Annotated in this window: 26 protein-coding genes and 2 pseudogenes; 20 read left to right on the top strand and 8 right to left on the bottom strand. The window is 62.3% G+C overall.

All coding sequences use genetic code 11. The annotated features are described in order from the left end of the window. Positions 1-1,659: 1,659 nt before the first annotated feature. Complete coding sequence (locus IVB40_RS22270) at positions 1,660-2,031, bottom strand: hypothetical protein (RefSeq protein ID WP_247816300.1); 372 nt, start codon at positions 2,029-2,031, stop codon at positions 1,660-1,662. A gap of 31 nt (positions 2,032-2,062) precedes the next feature. On the opposite strand from IVB40_RS22270, the gene IVB40_RS22275 reads away from it, so the two are divergent. Continuing rightward, positions 2,063-2,290 carry a hypothetical protein gene (locus IVB40_RS22275; RefSeq protein ID WP_247816301.1) on the top strand — a complete coding sequence of 76 codons (228 nt, stop codon included), beginning with the start codon at positions 2,063-2,065 and terminating at the stop codon, positions 2,288-2,290. Positions 2,291-2,304: 14 nt separating this feature from the next. On the opposite strand, the gene IVB40_RS22280 is transcribed toward IVB40_RS22275, so the two are convergent. Further along, positions 2,305-2,694: a response regulator gene (locus tag IVB40_RS22280; RefSeq protein ID WP_247816302.1), complete on the bottom strand. Its 390-nt coding sequence runs from the start codon at positions 2,692-2,694 to the stop codon at positions 2,305-2,307. 664 nt (positions 2,695-3,358) lie between these two features. Between IVB40_RS22280 and IVB40_RS22285 the strand changes: the two genes are divergently transcribed. From IVB40_RS22285 to IVB40_RS22315, 7 genes are all read left to right on the top strand, one after another. After that, positions 3,359-4,111, top strand: a complete 753-nt coding sequence (locus IVB40_RS22285) for a Crp/Fnr family transcriptional regulator (RefSeq protein WP_247816303.1) — start codon at positions 3,359-3,361, stop codon at positions 4,109-4,111. Positions 4,112-4,142: 31 nt separating this feature from the next. Then, the gene (locus IVB40_RS22290; RefSeq protein WP_247816304.1) at positions 4,143-4,412 is read left to right on the top strand and encodes a hypothetical protein; all 270 of its coding nucleotides are present in this window, start codon (positions 4,143-4,145) and stop codon (positions 4,410-4,412) included. A 516-nt stretch (positions 4,413-4,928) separates the two neighbouring features. Continuing rightward, positions 4,929-5,330 (top strand): response regulator, encoded by a 402-nt coding sequence (locus tag IVB40_RS22295; protein ID WP_346283264.1) that lies wholly within the window; start codon positions 4,929-4,931, stop codon positions 5,328-5,330. A gap of 375 nt (positions 5,331-5,705) precedes the next feature. Next, on the top strand, positions 5,706-6,065 hold the full coding sequence (locus tag IVB40_RS22300; protein WP_247816305.1) for a hypothetical protein: 360 nt from the start codon (positions 5,706-5,708) through the stop codon (positions 6,063-6,065). A 5-nt stretch (positions 6,066-6,070) separates the two neighbouring features. After that, positions 6,071-6,277 carry a GDCCVxC domain-containing (seleno)protein gene (locus IVB40_RS22305; protein ID WP_247286735.1) on the top strand — a complete coding sequence of 69 codons (207 nt, stop codon included), beginning with the start codon at positions 6,071-6,073 and terminating at the stop codon, positions 6,275-6,277. Between the two features lie 399 nt (positions 6,278-6,676). After that, positions 6,677-6,898: a hypothetical protein gene (locus tag IVB40_RS22310; RefSeq protein ID WP_247816306.1), complete on the top strand. Its 222-nt coding sequence runs from the start codon at positions 6,677-6,679 to the stop codon at positions 6,896-6,898. A gap of 17 nt (positions 6,899-6,915) precedes the next feature. Further along, positions 6,916-7,338, top strand: a complete 423-nt coding sequence (locus IVB40_RS22315; RefSeq protein WP_247816307.1) for a hypothetical protein — start codon at positions 6,916-6,918, stop codon at positions 7,336-7,338. A gap of 138 nt (positions 7,339-7,476) precedes the next feature. Here IVB40_RS22315 and IVB40_RS22320 read toward each other — a convergent pair whose 3' ends face one another. The 3 genes and pseudogenes from IVB40_RS22320 to IVB40_RS22330 form a co-directional block, all read right to left on the bottom strand. After that, positions 7,477-7,698: a hypothetical protein gene (locus IVB40_RS22320; protein ID WP_247816308.1), complete on the bottom strand. Its 222-nt coding sequence runs from the start codon at positions 7,696-7,698 to the stop codon at positions 7,477-7,479. 2 nt (positions 7,699-7,700) lie between these two features. Next, complete coding sequence (locus IVB40_RS22325; protein ID WP_247816309.1) at positions 7,701-7,922, bottom strand: hypothetical protein; 222 nt, start codon at positions 7,920-7,922, stop codon at positions 7,701-7,703. 63 nt (positions 7,923-7,985) lie between these two features. Continuing rightward, a pseudogene (locus IVB40_RS22330) lies at positions 7,986-8,330 on the bottom strand (transporter substrate-binding protein); the annotation flags it as partial. Between the two features lie 93 nt (positions 8,331-8,423). Here IVB40_RS22330 and IVB40_RS35805 point away from each other — a divergent pair. Continuing rightward, positions 8,424-8,549, top strand: a complete 126-nt coding sequence (locus IVB40_RS35805; RefSeq protein WP_256468200.1) for a hypothetical protein — start codon at positions 8,424-8,426, stop codon at positions 8,547-8,549. Positions 8,550-8,844: 295 nt separating this feature from the next. Here IVB40_RS35805 and IVB40_RS22335 read toward each other — a convergent pair whose 3' ends face one another. The 3 genes from IVB40_RS22335 to IVB40_RS22345 are packed head-to-tail and all read right to left on the bottom strand — an operon-like array spanning position 8,845 to position 11,477. Beyond that, complete coding sequence (locus IVB40_RS22335) at positions 8,845-9,666, bottom strand: N-acyl homoserine lactonase family protein (RefSeq protein ID WP_247816310.1); 822 nt, start codon at positions 9,664-9,666, stop codon at positions 8,845-8,847. 19 nt (positions 9,667-9,685) lie between these two features. Continuing rightward, a complete protein-coding gene (locus IVB40_RS22340; RefSeq protein WP_027568074.1) occupies positions 9,686-10,072 on the bottom strand; it encodes a carboxymuconolactone decarboxylase family protein in 387 nt (128 codons plus the stop codon). A 28-nt stretch (positions 10,073-10,100) separates the two neighbouring features. Then, complete coding sequence (locus IVB40_RS22345; protein WP_247816311.1) at positions 10,101-11,477, bottom strand: MmgE/PrpD family protein; 1,377 nt, start codon at positions 11,475-11,477, stop codon at positions 10,101-10,103. A 238-nt stretch (positions 11,478-11,715) separates the two neighbouring features. Between IVB40_RS22345 and IVB40_RS22350 the strand changes: the two genes are divergently transcribed. The 11 genes and pseudogenes from IVB40_RS22350 to IVB40_RS22400 all read left to right on the top strand — a co-directional run bounded on the left by IVB40_RS22350 (position 11,716) and on the right by IVB40_RS22400 (position 22,785). Continuing rightward, positions 11,716-12,609: an NAD(P)-dependent oxidoreductase gene (locus IVB40_RS22350; protein ID WP_247816312.1), complete on the top strand. Its 894-nt coding sequence runs from the start codon at positions 11,716-11,718 to the stop codon at positions 12,607-12,609. Between the two features lie 30 nt (positions 12,610-12,639). Further along, positions 12,640-14,034, top strand: coding sequence for an MmgE/PrpD family protein (locus tag IVB40_RS22355; protein ID WP_247816313.1), 1,395 nt, complete (start codon positions 12,640-12,642; stop codon positions 14,032-14,034). Between the two features lie 94 nt (positions 14,035-14,128). Continuing rightward, positions 14,129-15,064, top strand: a complete 936-nt coding sequence (locus IVB40_RS22360) for a branched-chain amino acid ABC transporter permease (RefSeq protein ID WP_027568078.1) — start codon at positions 14,129-14,131, stop codon at positions 15,062-15,064. Further along, the gene (locus IVB40_RS22365; protein WP_247816314.1) at positions 15,061-16,839 is read left to right on the top strand and encodes a branched-chain amino acid ABC transporter ATP-binding protein/permease; all 1,779 of its coding nucleotides are present in this window, start codon (positions 15,061-15,063) and stop codon (positions 16,837-16,839) included. Before IVB40_RS22360 ends, IVB40_RS22365 begins: the two co-directional genes overlap by 4 nt. After that, positions 16,826-17,533 carry an ABC transporter ATP-binding protein gene (locus IVB40_RS22370; protein ID WP_247816315.1) on the top strand — a complete coding sequence of 236 codons (708 nt, stop codon included), beginning with the start codon at positions 16,826-16,828 and terminating at the stop codon, positions 17,531-17,533. The genes IVB40_RS22365 and IVB40_RS22370 overlap by 14 nt, the downstream gene beginning before the upstream one ends. Before the next feature lie 32 nt (positions 17,534-17,565). After that, a pseudogene (locus IVB40_RS22375) lies at positions 17,566-18,815 on the top strand (ABC transporter substrate-binding protein). 35 nt (positions 18,816-18,850) lie between these two features. Continuing rightward, on the top strand, positions 18,851-20,086 hold the full coding sequence (locus IVB40_RS22380; RefSeq protein ID WP_247816316.1) for an ABC transporter substrate-binding protein: 1,236 nt from the start codon (positions 18,851-18,853) through the stop codon (positions 20,084-20,086). A 27-nt stretch (positions 20,087-20,113) separates the two neighbouring features. Beyond that, positions 20,114-20,494, top strand: a complete 381-nt coding sequence (locus IVB40_RS22385; protein WP_247816317.1) for a carboxymuconolactone decarboxylase family protein — start codon at positions 20,114-20,116, stop codon at positions 20,492-20,494. 15 nt (positions 20,495-20,509) lie between these two features. Beyond that, complete coding sequence (locus IVB40_RS22390; protein ID WP_247816318.1) at positions 20,510-21,280, top strand: SDR family oxidoreductase; 771 nt, start codon at positions 20,510-20,512, stop codon at positions 21,278-21,280. A gap of 24 nt (positions 21,281-21,304) precedes the next feature. Beyond that, entirely contained in the window at positions 21,305-22,045 is a 741-nt protein-coding gene (locus IVB40_RS22395; protein ID WP_247816319.1) for an SDR family oxidoreductase, read from the top strand. 23 nt (positions 22,046-22,068) lie between these two features. Continuing rightward, positions 22,069-22,785 (top strand): GntR family transcriptional regulator, encoded by a 717-nt coding sequence (locus IVB40_RS22400; RefSeq protein ID WP_247816320.1) that lies wholly within the window; start codon positions 22,069-22,071, stop codon positions 22,783-22,785. Positions 22,786-22,801: the final 16 nt, after the last annotated feature.

Consider the following 22,801-nt stretch of genomic DNA (forward strand, 5'->3'; position numbering starts at 1 on the left):
GGCTTCCATCGATCCGGTGCATTGTCTGCTCGTCCAGATACGCCTCAAATCCTTCTTGGTGAGCATGAGACAGGCCCTTTCGTCTTTCCTGTTCCATTCGCGAGAGTAGGTCGAGAACCAAACTTGGACAGTCCAAAAGTGAACTCAGGACGCTCTGAATCATCGCGGACAACACGCGATGCCCACGGGAGCTAGGGCGACGACCACGGGGATTTAGGGGTTGCAATCACGCGCGTTCGGCAAGTTAGCGATGATGACGAAACCGGATGCGCGCAAGCAATCGCTAAACCGGGCCGCGCGCCGGTTCTGGAACGCAATACACGATAGCCATACTTCGGTTCCCCCGAACTTTCGCTTGCAATCGAGAAAAGGTTAGCGCTAAATTTCGCTACCGGGGCTGGCTGCATATTTCACTTAGTTCATTTTACCCGGCCAATTTGGACCATGCGCGGGCCGCAGCGATTTAACCTCCCGCTGCGGCGTTCGCATGTGCGGTCACACCCGCCGCGTGAACCGGCGGGCCTCTTTGCAAAAGCGAGCAAGGATGCTCCTAGGCCCCACAGTCCCTCAACTACGCGATCGCCTCTCGTTACGCTTCCGTCAGCGAACAAGCGCCCATCTAGCGATGCGTGCCCATAGTTCATCTCGTTGTAATCCTCGCGCACGTAAGCCCTGGCTGTTCTCGCGACAATCTCGATAGCAACGCGCCCTCCGAGAATATCGAGTATCAGTCGCCCCATCACTTCGTCTCGGATGTGACGGGGCAACTTTCGGGACACAGCGGCATCGACCGCTGAGAACGTTTCATCAGGTTGCGCCGCGATCCGCCCCGTGAGTGTGGGAATCCGAAGATTTGACGTGCCGATGCTGCGCCTCAGATTGAGACGTGGCGTCTTCTGCGCGGTTGACGATATGACGAACCGATCGAACTCCGGATTTAGCCCGCGGTAAAACTTTAGCTTCCGATAGCTGAAAAGTTCTTGAATCCGTTTGGCTGCAACTTGTCCTGTGCAAATGAGGTTTAGCGAAGTACCGCTGCTTAATGCTGCCATCACCTGCGGGATCTGCTTTTCAATGGAGGCCAGCGGGGGGTTCTTCTCTTGCCTCTCTGGCACGTTAAACACCTGCGGAATCTTCCTCCTCCCTCAATTCGGATGTTTGCCCCTGAAAGCGGGTGTCCAAATCTGCAGTTGGTCTGGTTGCGCCGGTGACCTTTGTCCACGGCTTTAGCGTTCGCTTCTGCTAGTCGTCTGGCTTCAACAGCCCACACGGGGTACAAATCGCAAATGTTTTTTGAACCGCTGGGGAGTCACCAGCGAGGCGCCACACCTTTTGTCGCCCGACGTGATCTTTCGCAGCGTGTCTCCCGCAATCAACTTCGCATAAACACATCAGCAAGTTCTGGCGTGATGCCTGGGGGTGCATTGAGCCACTTCAATCTGGCCGCGCTGCGTTCTTCATGAGATCGGTATTTTTGAACACGGGATGGCATGCTCGTCTCCCACTAGCGCTTGATTGCGCTTGTGGGATGCCGGACCTGAGTCGCGGCGAGCAGGTGGCGGCTCCCGCCATCCTGGTTTCACATTGAGCGTAGCTCCGCGATTCGTCAGCTAACCCGAATGAAAGGCGTGGCGGGAACGAACGCGGTCTGGGTCATGCTCACAAAACCCGCATGATCTTGTTGAGTGCGATCGTCGGTTGCATGTTCGTGAAGGCCGTAGCGTTCTGCCCCGAAAACGCGGTTCCGTTAAAGCTCGCTGTGGTGGTCGCCTGAGATGCCGACAGAGGCGAACCAGACACACCGAACGCGCCGCCGCCGCCCACACCCGAGCCGGAGCCAGAGCAAATAAGTTGGCTCTGCCCGTTGATCGTGATCGCGCCGTTGCTGACGGAAATCGTACCTGAAGGCGTCTGCGCCGGCAGGTTCGTGGTTGCGAGTGCGCCGGACTGTCCGCCGCCCGTGGCGCCAAGCGTCGCGCCGTCCGGCGTCATGCTTGCCGAGGTAATGACGGTTGCCCCGCTGTCCAGCATGGCGACGACGCGTCCGCGGAGGTTCGGAAGCATGAAAGTCGTGGAGCCATCGCCGCCGCCGATACCGAGCGGGCGCACCAGTAGATTTCCGTTGAGTGGTTGGCTGGGCTTGCCGCACCCGCGGGCCGAGCGGGGCCTCACCGCCGCTGATCGCGCGGATGCACTTCGCGTCGTCAACGACGCGCTCGGGTCTTTCCTGCTGCGCGCTGGCGAGGTGATTGATCAGGTGCGGATGTCTGCTTATGACCCCCAGAGCTGACATCGGCGGCCCCGTCACGCCGAGCTAAGCTGACGGTCACACAGCATGCTGATCTCACCCGAGATCGTCTCAACGTCACAGGGCTTCTCAAATCGCCGCACATTCCTGAAACGGTGAGGAATGGCATCGGCACCGTAGCCTGTTGCAAAAATAAAGCGTTTCCGGAGACGTATCAGTTCGTCCGCAATCGGATAGGCTAAACATCCGCGCAGGTTTATATCGACCACGGCAACATCAAAGGCATCCGGCTCGATTGACATCGCATCGCCAAGCTCGGGGACGGGCCCGATCACTTCGTAGCCGAGCAACCGAAGGGCGGTCACCAAGTCGTGTCCGAGGAAGTATTCATCCTCAATGATCAGAACGCGGCACCCTTTCACCGAACGTTGAGCGTGGTCCGTCATCGGGTTCACCTCTCGATCGCGCCGTCTGCCATCTTGATCAAACGGGGGCGCTGGGTTCCAAGTTCCGGCGAACTAGCGCGTCCCCGAAGCCTACGTCGGAAAGGTTAGCGTCAAGGTCCGGCAGTAGTAGCCTGTCACCTGCGCACCGGCTGGAGCGCCCCCGCCTCCGCCGGCTCTGTCCGAGTTCGGCGCTTTTCGAAGTAGCATCTGGCCTCGCGGATGTCCGCTGACTGAGGCACGGGCCAGATTTGCTCAGGTTGAGTTCTTCGCCTTGTGACCCCGGAGCTGACATTCGCATCGGCGCATGACCTTCAGCCCGCGCAGCCGGGGTCTCGTTACGGCATCTTCGAACCCTGCTGTCAGCAGCGCAATCAGTCCGACGGCGCGAAGTGCATCCCGCCCCTTTTGGTTAGCCTCATCAAGCGCTGATTTGCGAGGAGTCCAGTCAAGCTTCCTGCATCCCTTCGCTGCATGACAGACAGCCCGATGCGTGCAAACGCCGCTCCATCTGGCCGGAGCGCGAGGAAGCCATCTTCGTTGCCGAAGAATCTGGAGCGCTGGCGAATTTCATGCTTTACTGAAGCATCACCGGCCGAGGCTTTGTCCGTAGGCGTCGGTGGCTGAGAGATCGTGCGCTCCCGCCTGCTTGTGCAAGGGAGCGATCATGCCGCACCGCAAGCTAATAGCGCGCCTACAGGCAGTCGGCGGTCTGTTCGAACAAGATAAGCTTAGACTCGCGCGCATACCATACAGGGTGAAGTCCTTGGCTGACGGCGAATACGCGGTGCGCGAGGGAGACAAGCCTAGCAGCTGCATCGTTGTGATCGACGGCTTTCTAGCCCGGCAAAGGGTGGTGAATGATCGAAATCAGATCTCGTCGTTCTACCTAGCGGGGGACATGCCCGACTTGCCTACCCTGCTTTTGCCGATCGCGGATTGTGATCTTTGCAGCGTCGGCAACTCGACCATAGCCACTGTGCCCCATTCATCTCTCAGAGAGATGATGACCGAATCTCTCGGACTTGCACACGCTTTTTGGCGCGAAACGCTGATACACGCTGCCATCTATCGCGAATGGGTTGAGAATCTCGGAGCGCGCCAAGCCTTAGGTCGACTCGCGCATCTTGTTTGCGAGCTCACCACTCGGATGGAATTCGTCGGGCTGGCGGACAACGGCAGTTTCACGATACCGCTCACGCAACAAGATGTTGCCGATGCATGTGGACTTTCGATAGTTCACGTGAACAGGACGATCCAGGAACTCAGGGCTTTGGGTCTCATCGAATGGGAAAAACACACCGTTACTCTGCTCCGCGCACAGGAACTGCAAGCTGTAGCCGAGTTCAGCCCTGAATATCTGCATGAATTGAACCCAAGCGCAGGATCAAAGCTCGGCAAATCTGGCTCAGGGTTTTAGGAACGCGCGGGCATTTACTAACTTAGCGCAAATGCCGCGTTTTCATTTCGACTATCATGAAGCGGAACGGGTCACTCTCGACGAGTTCGGCCAGGAAATGCAGAGCATTGTTGCAGCTCACAGGATGGCCATGGTCGCGCTAGGCGAGGCCGTGCGCGATTTTACCCTTGCTGCTCGTCCAGGCACCATCGCGATTGTCGTTAGGAAGGACGGCGGCGTTCTCCTGACAGTCTCTGCTACTGTTGCGCAGACTGAAGGGGAGACTTGGGCGAAAGAGGCCGCCGACTGCCGCGGCTTTTAAGGCTTACTCCGTCGCGCCTTGTGCATCCGGATTTGCTCCGCGCAACGCGCGAGGCATCGTTAGTCTGGGCGATGTTCCGCAGCGTTTCCCTCACAGGCGGGTGTTCTGCGTTGTCGGCCTTAGTCCGAACTCGTTTGCGTCGGGAACAAAGCCGCCAAGGTGTCCCTCAGCGGCTTGTGGCGTTGCATTGCGTTGCGTTTGTTGCCGCGCCGAGCGGTGCTCTAACGTAGCCCAAGCCTGCCACCCACAGGACGCACAACCTTCACGAATGAGGCAGTGGATGCGTCATCGCATGAGGCAGTCGATGCGCTACGTACAGCCGTTTTGTTCAAGTTGGAACGAACAAATCCGCGCCTAGAAACACGACGTGCCGATCAGCGGATCCGTGACTTCTACCAGCCAGCAATTCGCTCCCTTTGAAGTGAGCGGACGGCATCGTATGTGCACTTTGGAACATAACTCGCTCTCATGAGTTCCTGATCCGGAACAAACCTGACCGGCGACAGGGAGCGAGGGATGCAAGGGGCCGCGGTTCTAATCTTGGTCGTGGAGGACGATCAGCTTGTCCGTGACCTGGTGGCAGATGCATTGTCCGACGGCGGCTTTACGACCGAGGTCAGCGTCTGTGGAGAGGATGCCGTCAAACTTCTTCTAAGCGACGCCACCAAATATCGAGCCCTCATCACCGACATCAATTTGGTTGGTACTGTTGACGGTTGGCAAGTCGGCCACCACGCCAGAGAGTTAAATCCTGACATCCCTGTTATTTACATGACGGGTGCGGCGGCCGATCAGTGGTCCGCTCACGGCGTGCCCAACAGCATCCTATTGAGCAAAGCCATTTGCGCCAGCGCAGATCATAGCAGCCGTCGCTCAGCTTCTGAACAACGGCGCGCCTCCAGCGTAGTGTCACACTGATGCCTACAAAGAAAAGAAGGCCAAGAAGTCAACCGCTTCGTCGAAGCCGGGTCGAGAAGCTGCCATGCAGCAGACGATCCTGAATGAAATGGCCGAACTGCGGGCCTTGTGAAGAAGCTGCTGCGCAAGCCCAACTGATCGGTGCTCCCTTGAAGAGAGTGATCGGCGCCCCTAGGGAATGCCAGGGAACAACGGCCGTCGATCGGCCTTAATATGCGATGACGGAGACCGCACCGACACAAGTCGTCTTTGCATGCGCGAGATGCGGCCAAGCGTACAGCGCTGTTCAATTCCGCTCTTCGTTGACGAGAGCAAGCTCTTTCAAGTGCCTATCCTGCGACGCTGTAGTTATCGCCTGGATGGGTGACTACGACTATGGGAATTGGAAGCCACTTCCCCGCACCACCCCAAAGAACGGTCTGCCCCGAGCGCAGTGACGCGCCGCAAAAAAACGGCAGCAATGTTGCCTGTTTATTTCTAGCGACGCCGCACCGCAGTTGGCTGTATCGTTCCATTTTTCCAACAGCGGATTTGATTGCCATGCACCATATCCAGAGTAGGCATGTTGCCGCGATCCTCAAACTGACCGACCAGCAGCTTGAAGCAGTTCGCACCGCTCCAGAGATCCAAAAGGAATATTCCGAAATCCTCGTCTTGAGAGAGAAGATAAAACTGGCGACCGATCTGAAGAAAGCTCGCCGGCAGCTCCTTGCTCCCTGCCTGCCACGCGCCTGAGGTAAATGATCCTGAACTCCACGATCACGTGTCCCAACTGCAGTCACGCTGCTGCCGAGGTCATGCGGACCGACGCTTGCCAGTTCTTCTATGACTGCAAAGGCTGCGGCGAGCGCCTGAAGCCGCTCCGTGGCGACTGCTGCGTGTTCTGCTCCTTCGGCACCGTTCCCTGTCCGCCGGTTCAAGAGAACGGCAAGGGCTGCTGTAGCTAGCTGCCCTGAAGGGAGCGAGCCGACATCCCTGAGGGAGTGAACACTCGCCGGAAGGCTTGCCGTGTGGATCCAGCCGGTTTTTAGATCGGAGAAGGAAGCCGCTTCTGTCGGGCGCGCGTCCGCCAACGGGCTCTTTGAAGCAACCGCTGATGGCGCTGCACGACCGCGGAATGCAACTTAGGTCAGGAGCGCGCTCCTAATCGCTCGCGAGGCCGACCCGATATCTTCACGTGCCCGCAAATTTTGATCCATCCATTTTAGAACGCTGCAAAATTTAATCGCGCTTCCGGTGCCGCCCGCATTGCGGCGGGTGCCGCGACGAAATCCGGCGAGAATGAACACTATTCGGAGCCGCGAGGTTCTTCCCGTTAGAGGCTAATGGAATGCGGAGTTTCTTCCATGGCTACCCAGATCGTTATGGACCACAGAGGCGACAGCAGACATTTCTTTGAACGAACTGATCCGAAGGGGCTCGCCAAGGCTGAACGGCGATTTAAGCAGCTCACTGATCAGGGATTTACCGCCGCCACGCGGACGGCGGGCAGTGAACTAAAGGTCACACGGTCGTTTGATCCCACCGCGGATGAGACGCTATTTTATCCGCGGCTCGTCGGCGGCTAAGCTATCGAGATGCGACAATGTTTCTGTTCAGACGCAGGGACGTCAACAGTGCGCGCTTCCGTGCCCTCCGTGAGCTTTATCGGAGCTTCACCGAGCAAAACGGCCCGGAAGCGCGTTCGCGGCGTCTGCTGCGGGATTGGCTATCTCCAGAGCAGCGCGCGCAATTCGATGCCAACAACTATTTCGAAGTCACCGGTTCTCACACCGGCAGACGATATCGAGTTCAATATGGTACCCTGAGCAATGTTGTAGAGCTTGACGTAACTGGGAAGCCCGCGATCGGCTGGTGTTTCGTTCCCGATTGTGCTCTGGCGGCTGGCGATGTGATGCTGGCTCAGAAAATCGCTCTCGAAACCGACGAAGCCGCGGTGCTCGCGCTTGCCCACCAGTTTTCTCCGAGACTGCCATCCCTGCCCCAAGTAGTGCGGCGTGCTTACTAGTTCGCTCACGGACCAGGCTGCCGTTGTGACGGTGACGTCTAGCGGTTCCATTCACGATCAGCGAGGTAGCGCCGAACGCGATCCTATTGGAGACCGCGCCGATAGAAGCTGTGTCGCAGGAGACGACCGCATTCCGTCCTACTGTTCAGGATTTCCGATGTCGAACGCGCCGAGACGATATTCTTCGCCGACTGGCTGCTCATCCGCCGTTTGCCTTATCAATGTAAACGTCGCGCCCGGATAGTGTGCCCACACATCGAGGTCCTCGGGCGTGACTGTGAGATATCCGAAAAAGCACTTATAGCGACCCGGCTCCGTCACCCTGCCGATTTTGTCCGAATTGATCTTGTTAACGCGCATCGCTAGCTCCACTCGTTCTCAGGGAGTGAACCGGGCGGAGGTTTAAGTTCTTCGAGCCCGGCTTCGATCACAGCCAGTTCGTCCTGGATCGCCCTGACCGCGTTTTCGGGGTTGATGCCTGATACGGCCTGCAATTCAGCCAGCACCTTGCGCCGATGCGCCAGCAGGTCCGTCAGCGCGCGACGGTCCCGCACCTTCACGTAGCTGGCAACGATCAATTCCATGGCCTGTGACACGTTCGTCGATTTCCCACCGGTTTGCGCCTATCTGCGGCGGCTAAGTTCAGTCGTGTAAATGACGTTATCCGAGCTCTCGAAGCCCTCGTAGTGAGACGGATACCACAACAGTCCATCGAACTTCTCAAAGCACGGGATTACCTCCTTGCGGCTCGACGAGGTGTAGCAGCCGACCACGTGCCGGATGCCGGAACCGAGCAGCTCGAGACTGAGCGAACGATAGCGCGCGAGGTCGCCGGATGGGTCGACGACCACGGGCTCGAGCGCCATCTCCTCACGGCTCGCATTGACTTCCTGGAACGCCAGCAATGCTCCGTTGAGGATAGAGCGCGCGACGACGCTGTAGGGACCCGTCGTCGAGAACATCACACCGATCCGGTATCGCTTCTGCGTCATCACTCGATCGAAAACAAAAAAGCACCCGTCGGCTGTGAAGCCGAGGGCGCCCTCGCCGCCAACCGAACACGCGATGAAAGCGTGGCGTTGGAAATGGTTGAACTCACCGCGTTGATGGGCCGTCTTGCCCTACGCTTGCACGATACGGTCGTTGAGATCGGATACTATGTCAAGCGCGTTGTTGCAGCGGAAATTGCCGCAATTCGTGCTGGCCTGTAGCAAAACTATGCACGCTAGTTCATGACCGCGAAAGGGCCTACCAAGGCGGCAGGCATGACGGCGGGCCAAAGATCGCCCGCATGCCGGACCTCCACCGGCACGGCGAAATACGGACAATGCTGCCTCAGCGCGGCATGCGAGGGATGCCAGATGCGCTCCCAACTGAAGTTCAGCCCCCGCGGTTCAATCTCCGTCCATTGAGGACTCCCGCACATATGGAACTGTAGCGAACTCGTCGGATGACCCAAAGCTGCGAACAGGATGAAATACGAAACCGAAACAAGTCAGGCTGCCGCTAGGGAACGTCCGAGCGCCGAGCAGCGCCGGAGGGTGCCACGTCGAGGCGAACCGCTATGCCGTACAGCGCTGGGCTGGGCGCCGGATAGAATTCCATGACGAGCGGATCGTGGCCGGGAACGATGTGGTCCGGATCTGGCGCTGCGGCCCGCAGCTTGTCGAACCCCACCAGCATGTCACCGACATGAAACGCTGTCGTGAACGGACGCTCGCTGGTCATGTTCTCGTAGAAATGGCTGACGTCGGAGGCGAGCACGACGGGGCCACGGCGCGTGTTGACGCGGACGAACTGGAGGCCGGCCGAATGCCCGCCCGCCGCGTGGACCGTCAACCCGGGCGCGATCTCGGCGTCGCCGTCATAGAACAGCACCCGGCGCGCGTAGTTCAGCCGCACGATCCCGCAGACATCCTCGACCTCGAAGGAATGCGACAGCCGCGGATATTGCATGTAGCGCCCGGTCGCGTAGGCGAGCTCGCGCTCTTGAAGGTGAAACCGTGCGTTCGGAAACCGGTCGAAATTGCCGGCGTGGTCGTAGTGCAGATGCGTGAGGATCACATTCCCGATGTCGGCGGCATCGATATCGAACGCGCGCAGCGTCTCCACCGGGCAGCGCAGGAAGGTCCGCCTGCGCTGCTTCGCGATTTCGGCATTGAACCCGGTATCGATGACGAAAGAGCGCCCGCCGCCCCTCGCCAGCCACATGAAATAGTCCATCGGCATTGGTTCATCATGCGGATCACCGCCGATGAAGTGCTCGCTCCGCTGCGCGTCGCGCGTTGCGTAACGGATGGCGAAGAGCTCGTATTCCGGGTCGGCCATGGGGCTTCCATTCAACGGCTCAGGAGGCAGCATCGACCTCGTTGAAGGCCTCGCGCGCATTGCGGAAGGCATCGATTCCGGCCGGAACGCCGCAATAGACGGCAACCTGGAGCAGGATCTCCTTGATCTCCTCCTTGGTCAGCCCGTTCTTCAAGGCGCCCTTGACGTGCAGCTTCAGCTCGTGCGGTCGGTTCAAGGCGCCGAGCATCGCCAGATTGACGATCGAGCGTGTGCGCCGGTCGACGCCGGGTCGCGTCCACAAGGCGCCCCAGCAGAATTCGGTCGACCATTCCGCCATCGCGCGCGTGAAGTCGTCGGCTCCGGCAATCGACTTGTTGACATAGTCTTCGCCGAGCACCTCTTTGCGAACCTTGAGGCCCTTTTCGAATAGTTCGGTCTTGCTCATGATCGTCCCTTTCCGGTCTTGAGAGAGTCTAGTTGGAAGTTGTTTGGAGCGATGCCGATTGCGGTCGCAGCGATTGCAGGAGATGGCCGGCGTCGTCCACCATATCGAATCGCCAGACCGCGTCGATCACACGGTCCGCATCCCAATCGCTTCGACCGGACCGCACGCCTTCGCGCAGCTTGCCCTCGAGATCACTGTCAGTGAGAGGAGCATCCCGGCTACCACGCGGCGACACTGCGGCCTCGCTGAGGACATCACCGGACGACAGGCGCAAGATCACGCGCGCGGCACCGTCGGGCATCCCGCCGTCGAACTCCGCCCTCACTTTCTGCCGCAACTGCGCGATGTCGGAACGAACCACGCTCTCGTGTGCGAATTCGGTAACGCCGGCCGCGCCGAGCAGCAATCCGCACGCCACGCAATGATGGATGCTGACCCGCGCATCGCGCTCGTTGTTGACGGGGCGGTCGCCGCGGGCGAGCAGCAGCGCCGAGCCCTGCACCGTCACCGACTCGACCTGGTCGACCCGCAGACCCATGCGTTCGCGCAGCAGCAGGCAGGCGTCGATCACCGAATGGAACACAATGCCGGCGGGATAGGGCTTGTAGGTGTTCTTCGCGATCTCCCAGGTCTTGCCGAGGCCGTCGAACAGGCGGGCGAGATCAGGCTCGTCGCCCATGGTGCGGGCCCAGCCGAGCGGACCTTCGATGGCGCGCGGCGCGGCCTCATAGCCCTGCTGCGCGAGCAATGCGGCGAACAATCCGTTACGTGCCGCATTGCCGACGCTGACATTCTTCGCCGCACTCGGCAGGTTCTCGACATTGCCGGCCGATTGGCTCGCCGCCAGTCCGATCGCGTTCGCAATCCCCTCAGCCGGCAATCCCAGCAATTTCGCACACGCCGCCGCCGCGCCGAAAATCCCGCAGGTCGAGGTGATGTGCCAGCCGCGCGCGTAATGGCGCGGCGAAACGGCATTGCCGATGCGGCACTCGACATCCACGCCGAGGATGAAGGCACTCAAGACGTCACGCCCCGACAGCTTACGCATCTCCGCCAGTGCCAGTATCGGTGCGGCGACTGGTGCTGCTGGATGAATGATCGTCCCGGGATGGGTGTCGTCGAAGTCGAGCAGGTTCGCAGAGACGGCATTGAGAAACGAGGCGCACAGCGCGTCCATCGGCTCGGAGTGGCCGATCACGGTCGATGTCGCGGCACCGCTGAACGGCGACAGCGTGCGCATTGCCGCGGTGACCACGGGATCGCGCGCAGAGCCGAGCGCGGTCGCAAAGAAATTGAGGATGGATCGCTGCGCCTCGTGGCCTTGCGCCTCCACGTCCGTCCATGACGAGGACGCGACGAAATCGGCGAGCGTCCTGCTCACACTCGGAATTGAATCTTGCGGCACGCGGGGCGTCTTCCTCGTTTTCCCGGACCTTATGCCGATCCGCGGCAAACTGTCGACCCCAAATGTTATGCTTGACAGCTTGTCTGACAATCATAACAATCCGACCATTGGCGCGGGATCCCGCGGCCACGACGACGGCGGCTGACACGGCCGGCCGGCGAAAACGGTCGACCGGAAATATCGGCCACAAGATCAAGAAGGCGCGCCCGGCACGGGATCGCGCGACAGGGAGTAGACGATGGCGGGAGAGATTCTCGGCGTAATCGGCACGGGCCGCATGGGCGGCCCCATGGCGGGGCGACTGATCGATGCGGGCTATTCGCTCGTCATCTATGACACACAAAGTGAGGCGACCCAGCCGCTGGTCGAACGCGGCGCGCAACTTTGCAAATCGCCGGCCGACGTTGCTTCCCGCGCCGACATCGTGCTCGCCAGCCTGCCGACGCCCGACATCGTCAAGGCGGTCACGCTCGGCCAGGACGGCATCAGCAGCGGCAGCCGCGCGAAGATCGTCATCGATCTGTCGACCTCGGGACCCGGCGCGGCGAAGATCGTCGCGGAAGGCCTGAAAGCCAAAGGCATGACGCTGGTCGACGCGCCCGTGAGCGGCGGCATCAAGGGCGCCGTCAACGGCACGCTGGCCGTGATGGTGTCCTGCCCGCAAGCGACCTACGAGACCGTGCAGCCGATCCTGAAGAATTTCGGCAAGCTGTTCTATACCGGCGACAAGCCCGGCGTGGCGCAAACGGCCAAACTCGCCAATAATCTGATGGCGGCCGCGGCGCTGGTGATCACGTCGGAAGCGGTCGCGATGGGCGTCAAGGGCGGCGTCAACGCAAAGGTGCTGATCGACATCATCAACGCCAGCAGCGGCCGCAACAGCGCGTCCGAGGACAAATTCCCGCGCGCGGTGCTACCGGGCACGTTCGATTTCGGCTTCACCACCGGCCTCTCCTACAAGGACGTCCGGCTTTGCGTCGACGAGGCCGAGGCCATGGGCGTGCCGATGGTCTGCGGCGCGGTGGTGCGGCAGATGCTCGCGATCACCAACGCCAAATACGGCGCGGCATCGGATTTCACCTCGATCGCCAAGGTGCTCGAGGAGTGGGCCGGCGTCGAAATGCGCGGTTGATCACGCATACATTCAGGGAGAGCGATTGCGATGACGATCGGCCCGACCGTATCAGGCAAGGTCTCGCTCGCGCGCCAGATGGCGCGGAGCGTGCTTGCGCTCGATCTCGGTGAGTTCGGGCGGGACGTCGTCGCCAAGGCCAAGCTCTGTCTGCTCGACTTTTTGTCCTGCGCTTTCGAAGCAGGCAACCATCCCTGGAGCCGTCAGGCGGTCGCGATCGCGCAAGGCAGTGGCAGCGCGACGATCATCGGGACGTCGCAGCTCTCCTCACCGGCCGACGCCGCCTTCGCCAATGCCGTGATGGGACACGGCCTGGTGCGGGAAGACATGCATGCGGCCAGCATCGCCCACCACGGCGTCGTGATCTGGCCGACCCTGCTCGCCCTATCCGAGCAGACGCCGCTGCACGGGGCGAAGCTGCTGACCGCCGCCATCATCGGCTACGAGACCGGTGCGCGGATCGGCCGTGCGCTGCTGACCTCCGATCTCGCGCGCCTCTATCGCCCGACCGGCCTCGTGACACCGCCCGGCGCGGCGCTGGCGGGAAGTTTTGCGCTTGGCCTTTCCGAGGATGCCGCGACCAGCGCCATCGCGATCGCGGCCAATACATCCAGCGGACTGAACGAATGGCCGCATGCCGGCGGCTCCGACATGTATTTCCATCCGGGCTTTGCCGCCAGCAATGCGATGAAGGCCGTCGGCCTTGCTGCGGCCGGCGCGTTCGGCTCTGAGACCATCCTCGAAGGCGAAGCGGGCCTGTTCGCCGCCTATCGCCGCCAGGCCGCGCCCGACAGCATCGCGCTTTTCCCGGATGGCGAGTGCGAAATCATGGCCGTCTACAACAAGCCGGTTCCCGCCTGCAATTTCGCGCAGACCGCGGCGCAGGCGGCGCTTCGCGTCTCACTTGAGCTTGCGGACGCCGGCGAGATCGACCGCGTCGTCATTCGCGCCCCCGATGCCGCCGTTCGCTATCCTGGCTGCGATTCCACGGGCCCATACCGCAACGCGCTCCAGGCCAAGATGAGTATTCTCTTCAGCGTCGCCGCGACGCTCGCACGGGGCGACATCGAGGAAGAGAACTATTCCGACCTCGATGATGCCGACATCCTCCGCCTGGTTTCGGTCACTGACCTCAAGGTAGACCTCGGCTTCACCGCCGCCTTTCCCGGCAAGCAGGGCGCGGACGTGACCGTGCATCTGCGCAGCGGCCGGACGATCCGGCACGCCCTGCCCGACGTCGTCGCCGCGACGCCTTCAGATATCCGCGCGCGCTTTCGCGCTGCCGCCGGCCGTGCGCTCGGCGAGGACCGTGCGCACCGGCTCGAGCAACTCATCGACGACTGCGAGCAGCTCGGCAACGCCGGTGTCATCGCAGCGCAATGCCGTCTGGACACGACGGAACGGGTTTTACGATCGGCATCATAAGAAATGCCGGAGAGTACGGGGGAAACATGGTCGATCTGGAGACCAGCTTGGCATCGTCAGCAATCAGCACGACTGCTGCGCGGAGGCGGGGCTGATGGAAGGATTTCTGCAAGCGCTCGCCGCGGGCCTCCTGATCGGCGCCGTCTACGGCCTGATGTGCGTCGGGCTCGGCCTGATCTTCGGCGTCATGCGCGTCATCAACTTCGCCCATGGCGATTTCATGATGCTCGGCATGTATGCCGCCTTCTATCTCTTCACCACGGCCGGCATCCAGGCGCTGTTCGGTAATACGGTCGGACCGTTCGTCGCGATTATCCTGGCCGGGCCGGTGCTGGCCGTGTTCGGCTATTTCGTCCATCTGGCTCTGATCTCGCGCGTCTCGGGTACGCGTACCGCCTCGCTCGAGGGTGATGGCCATTACGCCCAGCTCATCCTCACGCTCGGCATCGCGCTGATCCTGCAGAACGGCGGCCTCATCGTGTTCGGATCGGTGCTGGCTTCGATCCGCACGCCGCTGTCGAGCTCGGCGTGGGAGTTCATTCCGTTCCTCGACATCAGCATCTTCCTCAACAAGGCGCGCAGCATCGACGCGATCGTTTCGCTGGCGATCATGATGCTGCTGTCGCTGCTGATCACGCGGACCCGGATCGGCAAATCGCTGCGCGCCGCCGCGGACAATCCAACCGCCGCGACCTATATGGGCATCGACGTCGACCGCGCGCATCGCACCGCTTTCGCGCTCGGCTGCGGCATCACCGCGATTGCCGGCGGCCTGCTCGCCACCAACTATCCGTTCCATCCCTTCGTCGGCCTCGAATACGTCATCGTCATGTATGCCGGCGTCGTGCTCGGCGGCATGGGCAGCATCATCGGCGCCTTCTGGGGCGGCATGACGATCGGCCTCGTGCAGCAGATGTCGACGCTGATCCTGCCGACGCAGCTGCAAAACGCCGCGATCTTCGCCGTCTTTCTCCTCATCATCTTCTTCCGCCCGCAAGGCTTCTTCGGGCGCATGGTCGAGAGGACATGACCATGCTCCCGCTGCGATCATTGCTGCCTCCCCTGCTGTTCACGCTCGCCTATGCCGGGATCTCGCTCGGCGTCAGCAACTCCTATTACCAGCTGATCCTGACGCTGGTGCCCGTATGGGCGGTGTTCGGCCTGTCCTGGAATCTGCTCAGCGGCTACACCGGGCTGATCTCGTTCGGCCACGCGGCCTTCTTCGGGATCGGCGCCTACGCGACCGCGCTCGGGCAGATCTATTTCGACATCTCGCCCTGGCTGCTGATCCCGATCGCCGCCATGCTCGGCGGCATCGCCGGGCTCCTGATCGGCTTTCCGACTTTCCGCCTGCAAGGCCACTACTTCGCGCTCGCGATGCTCGCCTATCCGCTCGCGATTCTCTACGTGTTCGAATGGCTCGGCTTTCAGGAGGTGACGCTCCCGATCAAGCGCGATGCGCCGATCGCCTATATGCAGTTCGCCGATCCCCACATCTACACCCTGCTGGGGCTCGCCATCATGCTGGCGACCATCGTGCTGACGCAAATGATCGAGCGCTCGCGCTTCGGCATGGCGCTGCTCGCGATCAAGCAGAACGAGGCCGCGGCTGAAGCTGCCGGGATCAACACGCTGGCGTGGAAGCTGCGCGCGATCATGCTCAGCGGCGCGATCGCCGCCACCATCGGCGGGTTCTATGCGCAGGTGCTGCTGGTCGTGACCCCGGCATCGGTGTTCGGCATGCTGGTATCGGCTCAGGCGCTCACGGTTGCGATGTTCGGCGGTGTCGGCACGGTCTGGGGCCCGGTCATCGGCTCGGTGATCTTGATCCCGCTTGCCGAGATCCTGCACGCGGAGGCCGGCGCGCGAATCCCCGGCATTCAGGGCGTGATCTTCGGCATTGCCATCGTCTGCGTCATCCTGCTCGCGCCGGAAGGCCTGTTCTGGAAACTGCGCGATCTCCTGCGCAAGCGGAATGCCCCCACGGCGGCGGCCAGCGCCGCCCCGGACACGACCGCGGTCAAGGTCACGGCGCTGAAGCCCGCCGCGCGGCAACGTACAGCGACCGGTGAGGTCGTGCTCGAGGTTCGCAACCTTTCGCGCTCATTCGGCGGCCTCAAGGCCGTGCAGGACGTCAGCTTCAAGCTGCACAAGAATGAGATCCTCGGCATCATCGGCCCGAACGGCGCCGGCAAGACCACGCTGTTCAATCTCCTGAACGGCTTCCTGAAGCCGAGCCAGGGCGAGGTGCTGATCGACGGCCGCAACATGTCGGGCCAGCGGCCGCATGTGATCTGCGAGGCCGGCATCGGCCGCACCTTCCAGGTGATGCGGCCGTTCCTGCGCATGTCGATCCTCGACAATGTCGTGGTCGGCGCCTATGTGCGCGCCCGCACCGACACAGAGGCTCGCAAGCTCGCGGCCGATGCCGTTGCCAGCGTCGGACTCTCCGCCGTGGCCGACCGCGTCGCCGGCGAGCTTTCGACCAAGGAACTGCGGCTGATGGAGCTCGCCCGCGCGATCGCCGGCCAGCCGCGCATCCTGCTGCTCGACGAAACGCTCGCGGGCCTGGGTCACGGCGAGGCGGACGAGGTCGTCGCCGTGATCCAGCAGCTCGCGCGCAACGGCATGACCATCGCCATCATCGAACACACCATGCAGGCGATGGTCCGCCTGGTCGACAGCTTCCTCGTGCTCGACCACGGCGCCGTCATCACCGAGGGCCTGCCCGAGGTAGTGACGCGCGACAGCCGTGTGATCGAGGCCTATCTCGGCAAAAAATGGGCGGGCCATGTTGCGAATTGAGGGATTGAGCGCGGGCTATTCGGCAAAACCGGTCCTGAACGGCGTGTCGATCAACGTCGGCGCAGGTCAGTTCGTCGCGATCGTCGGTCCCAACGGCGCCGGCAAGACCACGCTGTTCAAGACCATCTCGGGCATCGTGAAGCCGAGCGGCGGAGCCATCTGGTTCGACGGCGTCGATCTCCTCGCGGTACCGCCGCCGCAGCGTGCGCATCTCGGCATCGCCCACGTCCCCGAGGGGCGCCAGGTATTCCCGTCACTGACGGTGATGGAGAATCTGGAGATGGGCGCGATGACCGAAAGCGGCCGGCGCGACTGGCCGGCCAATATCGAACGCATCCTCGAGTGGCTGCCGGTGCTGAAGGAGCGCCGCACCCAGTTCGCCGGTACGATGTCCGGCGGCCAGCAGCAGATGCTCGCGATCGGCCGCGGCCTCGCCTCCTCGCCGAAGCTGCTGATGTTGGATGAGCCCTCGATGGGGCTCGCGCCGTCGACCGCGGATTTCATCTTCGAGCGGCTGATCGATATCCGGCGCCAGTCCGGGCTGACCATGCTGCTGGTCGAGCAGCGCGTCGCGGAGGCGCTGGAGTCAGCCGATCACGGCTATGTCCTCGAAGCCGGCCGCGTCGTGCTCGAAGGCAACAACGACACGCTGCGCGCCGACGACCGCGTGCGAAAAGCTTATCTCGGCATGTGACGAACAGAAAACAATGACCAGGGAGACGACAAATGAACAAGGCATCGAGAGGCAAGACATCGAATGGCTTGACGCGCCGTACCGTGCTCTCCGGCGCTGCCGCGATCGGCCTCGCCGGCGTCGCACGCGCGCAAACGCCGGCCGAAGTCAAGGTCGGGCTGATCGTGCCGCTGTCGGGCATCTACACCCGCCCCGGCCAGGTCATGAAGATGGGCGCCGAGATGGGCATCGAGCACATCAACGCGCAGGGCGGCATCAAGGCGCTCGGCGGCGCCAAGCTGAAGCTGGTCGTGATCGACTGCGGTGACACCACCGAGAAGGCCAAGAACGCGGCACAGCGCATGGTGGCGCAGGAGCCCGACCTCGTCGCCGCCACCGGCTCTTATCTCTCCTCCTTCACCCTCGCCGTGACCGAGGTGACCGAGCGCGCCGAACTGCCGGTGCTAACGCTGTCTTATTCGGACCTGCTGACCGATCGCGGCTTCAAATACATCTTCCAGACCGCGGCAACGGCGAGCCGCCAATCGGAGCTTGGATTGCCGACATTGATGAAGCTCGCCGAGAATGCGTCGGGCAAGAAGCCGAAGACCGTGGCGATGCTGATGGACAATACCGCGACCTCGGTTGCGACCGCCAAGGCGCTCAAGGAAAAGCTGCTGGCGCAGGAAGGCCTGCAACTCGTCGTCGAGGAGGTCTGGACCCCGCCGCTGTCGGATGCGACGCCGCTGATCCAGAAGGTTCGCTCGGCTAAGCCCGACCTGCTGCTATTCATGCCGAACGCGGTCTCCGATGCCAAGCTCGGGTTGGAGAAGATCAGCGAGTTCGGCCTCGGCCAGGGCAAGATCCCAACGGTGTCCTTCAGCATCACCATCGCCGAGCCCGACATGCTCCAGAGCGTCAGCCCCGAGACCGTGCAGGGCATTATGACCATCGTCGCCAATTGGGGCTCGAAAGGCCACGAGGCCCTGATCGCCGAGCTGAAGACCAATACAAGGAGCCCTGGATGACGCAGAACGTCATCTCGACCTATGGCGACATGTGGTTGATGAAGGAGGCGCTGGAAAAGGCCGGCAAGGCCGACCGCAATTCGGTCGCGCAGGCCTTCCGCACCATGGATGCCGGCCCGTCGCAATATTATCCGGGCGGCCAGCTCAAATTCGACGAGAAGGGCCGCCGCGTCGGCGCCGGCGTCGTCATCGTGCAATGGCAATCGGGCGTGCCTGTCACCGTTTATCCGCCCGAGCTCGCGCAAGCGCAACCGTTCTGGCCGAAGAAATCATAAAGCGCTGCGAGAATTTTTCAGGGAGGAGAATTGTCATGACTGCAAAGAGCAAGATCACGATCTCGCGGCGAACATTGCTGGCCGGCGCCTCCGGCACGCTGATCGCATCCCGCGCCTGGGCGCAGCAGCCATCCGAGGTGAAGGTCGGCCTGCTGGTACCGATCTCCGGGCTCTACGCCCGCCCGGGAACGGTGATGCGCGAGGGCGCCGAGATGGCGGTCGATCACATCAACGCGCAAGGCGGCATCAAGGCGCTCGGCGGCGCCAAGCTGAAGCTGGTCGTGCTCGATTCCGGCGACACCACGGAGAAGGCCAAGAACGCCGCCCAGCGCATGGTCGCGCAGGAGACCGATCTGGTTGCGGCCAGCGGCGCCTATCTGTCCTCGTTCACGCTTGCGGTGACGGAAGTGACCGAGCGCGCCAGCCTGCCCGTCCTCACCCTCTCCTATTCCGACCTGATCACCGACCGCGGATTCAAATACGTATTCCAGACCGCGGCCACCGCTGGTTCGCAGGCACGGCAGGCGCTGCCCCAGCTCATCAAGCTGGCGGAGACGGCCGCCGGCAAGCGGCCGAAGACGGTCGCGATCCTGACTGACAACACCGGGGCCTCGATCGCCTCCGCAAAGGCGATGCGCGAGGGTTTGCTGGCGGAGAACCAGCTGCAGCTGATCGTTGACGAGACCTTCACACCGCCGCTGGCGGACGCGACCTCGCTGGTGCAGAAGATCCGTTCGGCGAAACCCGACCTGCTGTTCTTCCTGCCGACGGTGATATCGGATGCAAAGCTGCTGCTTGAGAAGATGAACGAGTTCGGCCTCGGCCAGGGCAAGGTACCGACCATCTCGTTCGGCATCGCGATCGCCGAGCCGGACATGCTGCAAACCGTCAGCCCCGAGCTGCTCCAGGGCGTGCTGACCTGCGTCGCGAGCTGGGGCGCCAAGGGCCACGAGGCGCTGATCGCGGAATTGAAGACCCGCTACAAGGAGCCGTGGATGACGCAGAACGCGATCTCCACCTATGGCGACATGTGGGTGATCAAGGATGCGCTGGAGAAGGCGGGCAAGGCCGATCGCGTCGCGGTCGGCGAGGCGCTGCGGACCATGGATGGCGGTCCCTCGAAATATTATCCGCTGGGCGAGATCAAGTTCGACGAGAAAGGCCGCCGCGTCGGCGCCGGCATGACCATCGTGCAATGGCAGGCCGGCGTACCCGTGACGGTGTTCCCGCCCGAGCTCGCGCTGGCAAAGCCGTTCTGGCCGAAGAGCTGACCCCGCCTCAAGACAACGGAGAACAACATGGATAAGGCGACTTACGACCGCGGCCTCGAAATCCGCAAGAGCGTGCTCGGCAACGGGTTCGTGGACAAGGCGATCGCATCCGCGGACGACTTCAATCGCCCGATGCAGGACCTCACCACGGAGTATTGCTGGGGCTACGTCTGGGGCCGCGAAGGCCTGACGCGCAAGACCCGCAGCTTCCTCAATCTAGCAATGCTCTGCGCGCTCAATCGCCCGCATGAATTGAAGACCCATGTCCGTGGCGCGCTCGCCAACGGCGCAACCCGCGAGGAGATCCGCGAGGTCTTCATGCAGGTCGCGATCTATTGCGGCGTGCCGGCCGGCGTGGATGCGTTCCGGAACGCGAAGGAAGTCTTCGCCGATCTCGACAAGACATAGCGGAGCGTGGTTGCGATGAAGGGCAAATGGGCACTTGTGACCGGAGCGACGGCAGGCCTTGGGCTGGCCGTCGCGGAAGGCTTGGCTGGTGCCGGCGCCAATATCATCCTTCACGATCTCGTTGCGCCGAAGCAGGCCGCGGATGATCTCCGCACCCGTTTCGGCGTCGAGGTCGTCACGGCCGGCGTCGATCTCGCGCAACGTGACGCGATCGAGGCCATGGTGACCGATTTGCTCGACCGTTGCGGGGCCGTGGACATCCTCGTCAACAACGCGGTGGTCCGGCATTTCTCGGCAATCGAGCAGTTTCCGCCCGACCGCTGGGAGCAGGCGCTGGCCGTCAACCTGTCGGCGCCGTTCCATTTGATCCGCCTGGCGCTGCCGGCGATGAAGCAGCGCGGGTGGGGCCGGATCATCAACATGGGCTCGATCTATTCGAGCCGCGCGATCGAGGACCGCATCGACTACGTCACCACCAAGACGGCCATCCTGGGCATCACCCGCGCCGTCGCCATTGAGACGGCGCGCCGCGGCATCACCTGCAATACGCTCTGCCCCGGCACGCTGCCGACGCCCGCCATCCTCGACAAGATTGCCACTTCGGCGGCGGATAGCGGCCGTCCGGTCGAGGACATGACGCGCGAATATCTCGGCGAACGCCAGCCGACGCAGCGCTTCATCGAGATGAATGCCGTCGCCGCCATGGTCGTCTTTCTCTGCGGACCCGCCGCAAACGACATCACCGGAGCCAGCCTGCCGATCGACGGCGGCTGGTCGGTCGCATGAGGGCATCGGAATGGGAGTGTTGCGATGACTGAACAATTGGGCCAGACCGTCGTGCTGACGGGCGCCGCCGGCGGCATGGGACGCGCCATCACCAAGGCGCTGCTGGAAAGCGGCCGTCGAATGGTGCTGGTCGACCGCGATGCAACGGCACTTGCGGAGCTGGCAGCGACGGTCGGTGACGCGGTGTTTCCGATCCAGCTCGACATCAGCGATGCAAAGGCCGTGGATGGCCTGCCGGATGCCATTCCCGGTCATTTCAAACCGGTCGACGTCCTCATCAACAACGCCGGCCACGATATCGGCGGCCGGACGCGCTTCGATGCCGGCTCCGCGGACGACTGGTCCAATATCATCCAGACCAATCTGATCGGCCTGATGCGCGTCACGCGCGCGATCCTCCCTGGCATGGTCAAACGCAATTCCGGTCATATCGTCAACATCAGCTCGATCAACGCGGTCCGGATCGTGCCTGACATGGCCGCCTACAGCACCAGCAAGGCGGGCGTGCACATGTTCACCGAGACCCTGCGGGGCGAACTGGCGGAAACCGCGATCCGGGTGACCGAGCTGCAGCCCGGCCTCACCCGGACCAACATCATCCTGACCCGCTACCGCGGCGATCGGCAGAAGGAAAAGGACTATTTCGACCAGTTCAAGCTGGCGCTCGAGCCGACCGACATTGCCCGCTCGATCGTCTTCGCCCTTGACCAGCCCGCCCACGTTCAAATTGCCGAAATGATGATTCTGCCTGTAAACCGGTACTGACTTTTCCCGAACAGGATTCGGACATGGATAGACGTAGCGAATTGCAGTCGACACTCCGCGTCGAGGACGTCCCGACCGTCCGCGCGATCGTCGCGCAGAAGCTGCGCGAGGCGATCATGTCGGGCAACCTGAAGCCGGGCCAGCGGCTGGTCGAACGCGAGCTCTGCGAGATGATGGGCGTCAGCCGCCCCTCGATCCGTGAAGCGCTGCGGGCGCTGGAGGCCGACGGGCTGGTGACGACGGTCCCCCACCGCGGCCCCTTGGTCTCCACCATCAGCCTGGAGGAGGCCCGGCAGCTCTATACGGCACGAGCCGTTCTCGAAGGATTCGCCGGCCGTGAATGTGCCAGGCTGCACGACCCGGAAGTCGTGCGCCGGATAGGCGACGCCCTGACACGGCTGAAGGCGGCCGCAGCGAAGCAAGACCTCGTCGGCTGCCTCGAAGCCAAGACCGACTTCTACGGCGCGCTGATCGGCGGCTGCCGCAATGCCTTCATCGAACGCATGCTGCGGCCCTTGCACGATCGCATTCAGCTGTTGCGCATCACGTCGATGTCGCAGCCGAAGCGAATCAACAAGAGCCTGCGCGAGGTCACCGCGATCTGGCGTGCGATCCAGAGCGGCGATGCGGATCTAGCCGAGCGCTGCTGCGTCGACCACATCAATGCAGCCGCAGTGGCCGCGCTCGACATGATCGAAAAATCGTCGGCGGCCAAGGAGGCGGCGCCTTCCGACGACTAAAATAATGCCGCCAGGG

The sequence above is a fragment of the Bradyrhizobium sp. 40 genome (assembly GCF_023100925.1).
Taxonomy (GTDB): Bacteria; Pseudomonadota; Alphaproteobacteria; order Rhizobiales; family Xanthobacteraceae; genus Bradyrhizobium.

Bases quoted from the DNA above. Each gene is read 5' to 3' on its own strand.
- IVB40_RS22310 (WP_247816306.1), top strand. From the start codon at position 6,677: ATGGCTACCCAGATCGTTATGGACCACAGAGGCGACAGCAGACATTTC.
- IVB40_RS22335 (WP_247816310.1), bottom strand. From the start codon at position 9,666: ATGGCCGACCCGGAATACGAGCTCTTCGCCATCCGTTACGCAACGCGC.
- IVB40_RS22390 (WP_247816318.1), top strand. From the start codon at position 20,510: ATGAAGGGCAAATGGGCACTTGTGACCGGAGCGACGGCAGGCCTTGGG.
- IVB40_RS22270 (WP_247816300.1), bottom strand. From the start codon at position 2,031: ATGCTGGACAGCGGGGCAACCGTCATTACCTCGGCAAGCATGACGCCG.
- IVB40_RS22285 (WP_247816303.1), top strand. From the start codon at position 3,359: ATGCCGCACCGCAAGCTAATAGCGCGCCTACAGGCAGTCGGCGGTCTG.
- IVB40_RS22355 (WP_247816313.1), top strand. From the start codon at position 12,640: ATGACGATCGGCCCGACCGTATCAGGCAAGGTCTCGCTCGCGCGCCAG.
- IVB40_RS22395 (WP_247816319.1), top strand. From the start codon at position 21,305: ATGACTGAACAATTGGGCCAGACCGTCGTGCTGACGGGCGCCGCCGGC.
- IVB40_RS35805 (WP_256468200.1), top strand. From the start codon at position 8,424: ATGGTTGAACTCACCGCGTTGATGGGCCGTCTTGCCCTACGCTTGCAC.
- IVB40_RS22380 (WP_247816316.1), top strand. From the start codon at position 18,851: ATGACTGCAAAGAGCAAGATCACGATCTCGCGGCGAACATTGCTGGCC.
- IVB40_RS22385 (WP_247816317.1), top strand. From the start codon at position 20,114: ATGGATAAGGCGACTTACGACCGCGGCCTCGAAATCCGCAAGAGCGTG.
- IVB40_RS22325 (WP_247816309.1), bottom strand. From the start codon at position 7,922: ATGGAATTGATCGTTGCCAGCTACGTGAAGGTGCGGGACCGTCGCGCG.
- IVB40_RS22280 (WP_247816302.1), bottom strand. From the start codon at position 2,694: ATGACGGACCACGCTCAACGTTCGGTGAAAGGGTGCCGCGTTCTGATC.
- IVB40_RS22290 (WP_247816304.1), top strand. From the start codon at position 4,143: ATGCCGCGTTTTCATTTCGACTATCATGAAGCGGAACGGGTCACTCTC.
- IVB40_RS22275 (WP_247816301.1), top strand. From the start codon at position 2,063: ATGAAAGTCGTGGAGCCATCGCCGCCGCCGATACCGAGCGGGCGCACC.
- IVB40_RS22360 (WP_027568078.1), top strand. From the start codon at position 14,129: ATGGAAGGATTTCTGCAAGCGCTCGCCGCGGGCCTCCTGATCGGCGCC.
- IVB40_RS22315 (WP_247816307.1), top strand. From the start codon at position 6,916: ATGTTTCTGTTCAGACGCAGGGACGTCAACAGTGCGCGCTTCCGTGCC.
- IVB40_RS22320 (WP_247816308.1), bottom strand. From the start codon at position 7,698: ATGCGCGTTAACAAGATCAATTCGGACAAAATCGGCAGGGTGACGGAG.
- IVB40_RS22305 (WP_247286735.1), top strand. From the start codon at position 6,071: ATGATCCTGAACTCCACGATCACGTGTCCCAACTGCAGTCACGCTGCT.
- IVB40_RS22365 (WP_247816314.1), top strand. From the start codon at position 15,061: ATGACCATGCTCCCGCTGCGATCATTGCTGCCTCCCCTGCTGTTCACG.
- IVB40_RS22300 (WP_247816305.1), top strand. From the start codon at position 5,706: ATGGGAATTGGAAGCCACTTCCCCGCACCACCCCAAAGAACGGTCTGC.
- IVB40_RS22370 (WP_247816315.1), top strand. From the start codon at position 16,826: ATGTTGCGAATTGAGGGATTGAGCGCGGGCTATTCGGCAAAACCGGTC.
- IVB40_RS22350 (WP_247816312.1), top strand. From the start codon at position 11,716: ATGGCGGGAGAGATTCTCGGCGTAATCGGCACGGGCCGCATGGGCGGC.
- IVB40_RS22400 (WP_247816320.1), top strand. From the start codon at position 22,069: ATGGATAGACGTAGCGAATTGCAGTCGACACTCCGCGTCGAGGACGTC.
- IVB40_RS22295 (WP_346283264.1), top strand. From the start codon at position 4,929: ATGCAAGGGGCCGCGGTTCTAATCTTGGTCGTGGAGGACGATCAGCTT.
- IVB40_RS22340 (WP_027568074.1), bottom strand. From the start codon at position 10,072: ATGAGCAAGACCGAACTATTCGAAAAGGGCCTCAAGGTTCGCAAAGAG.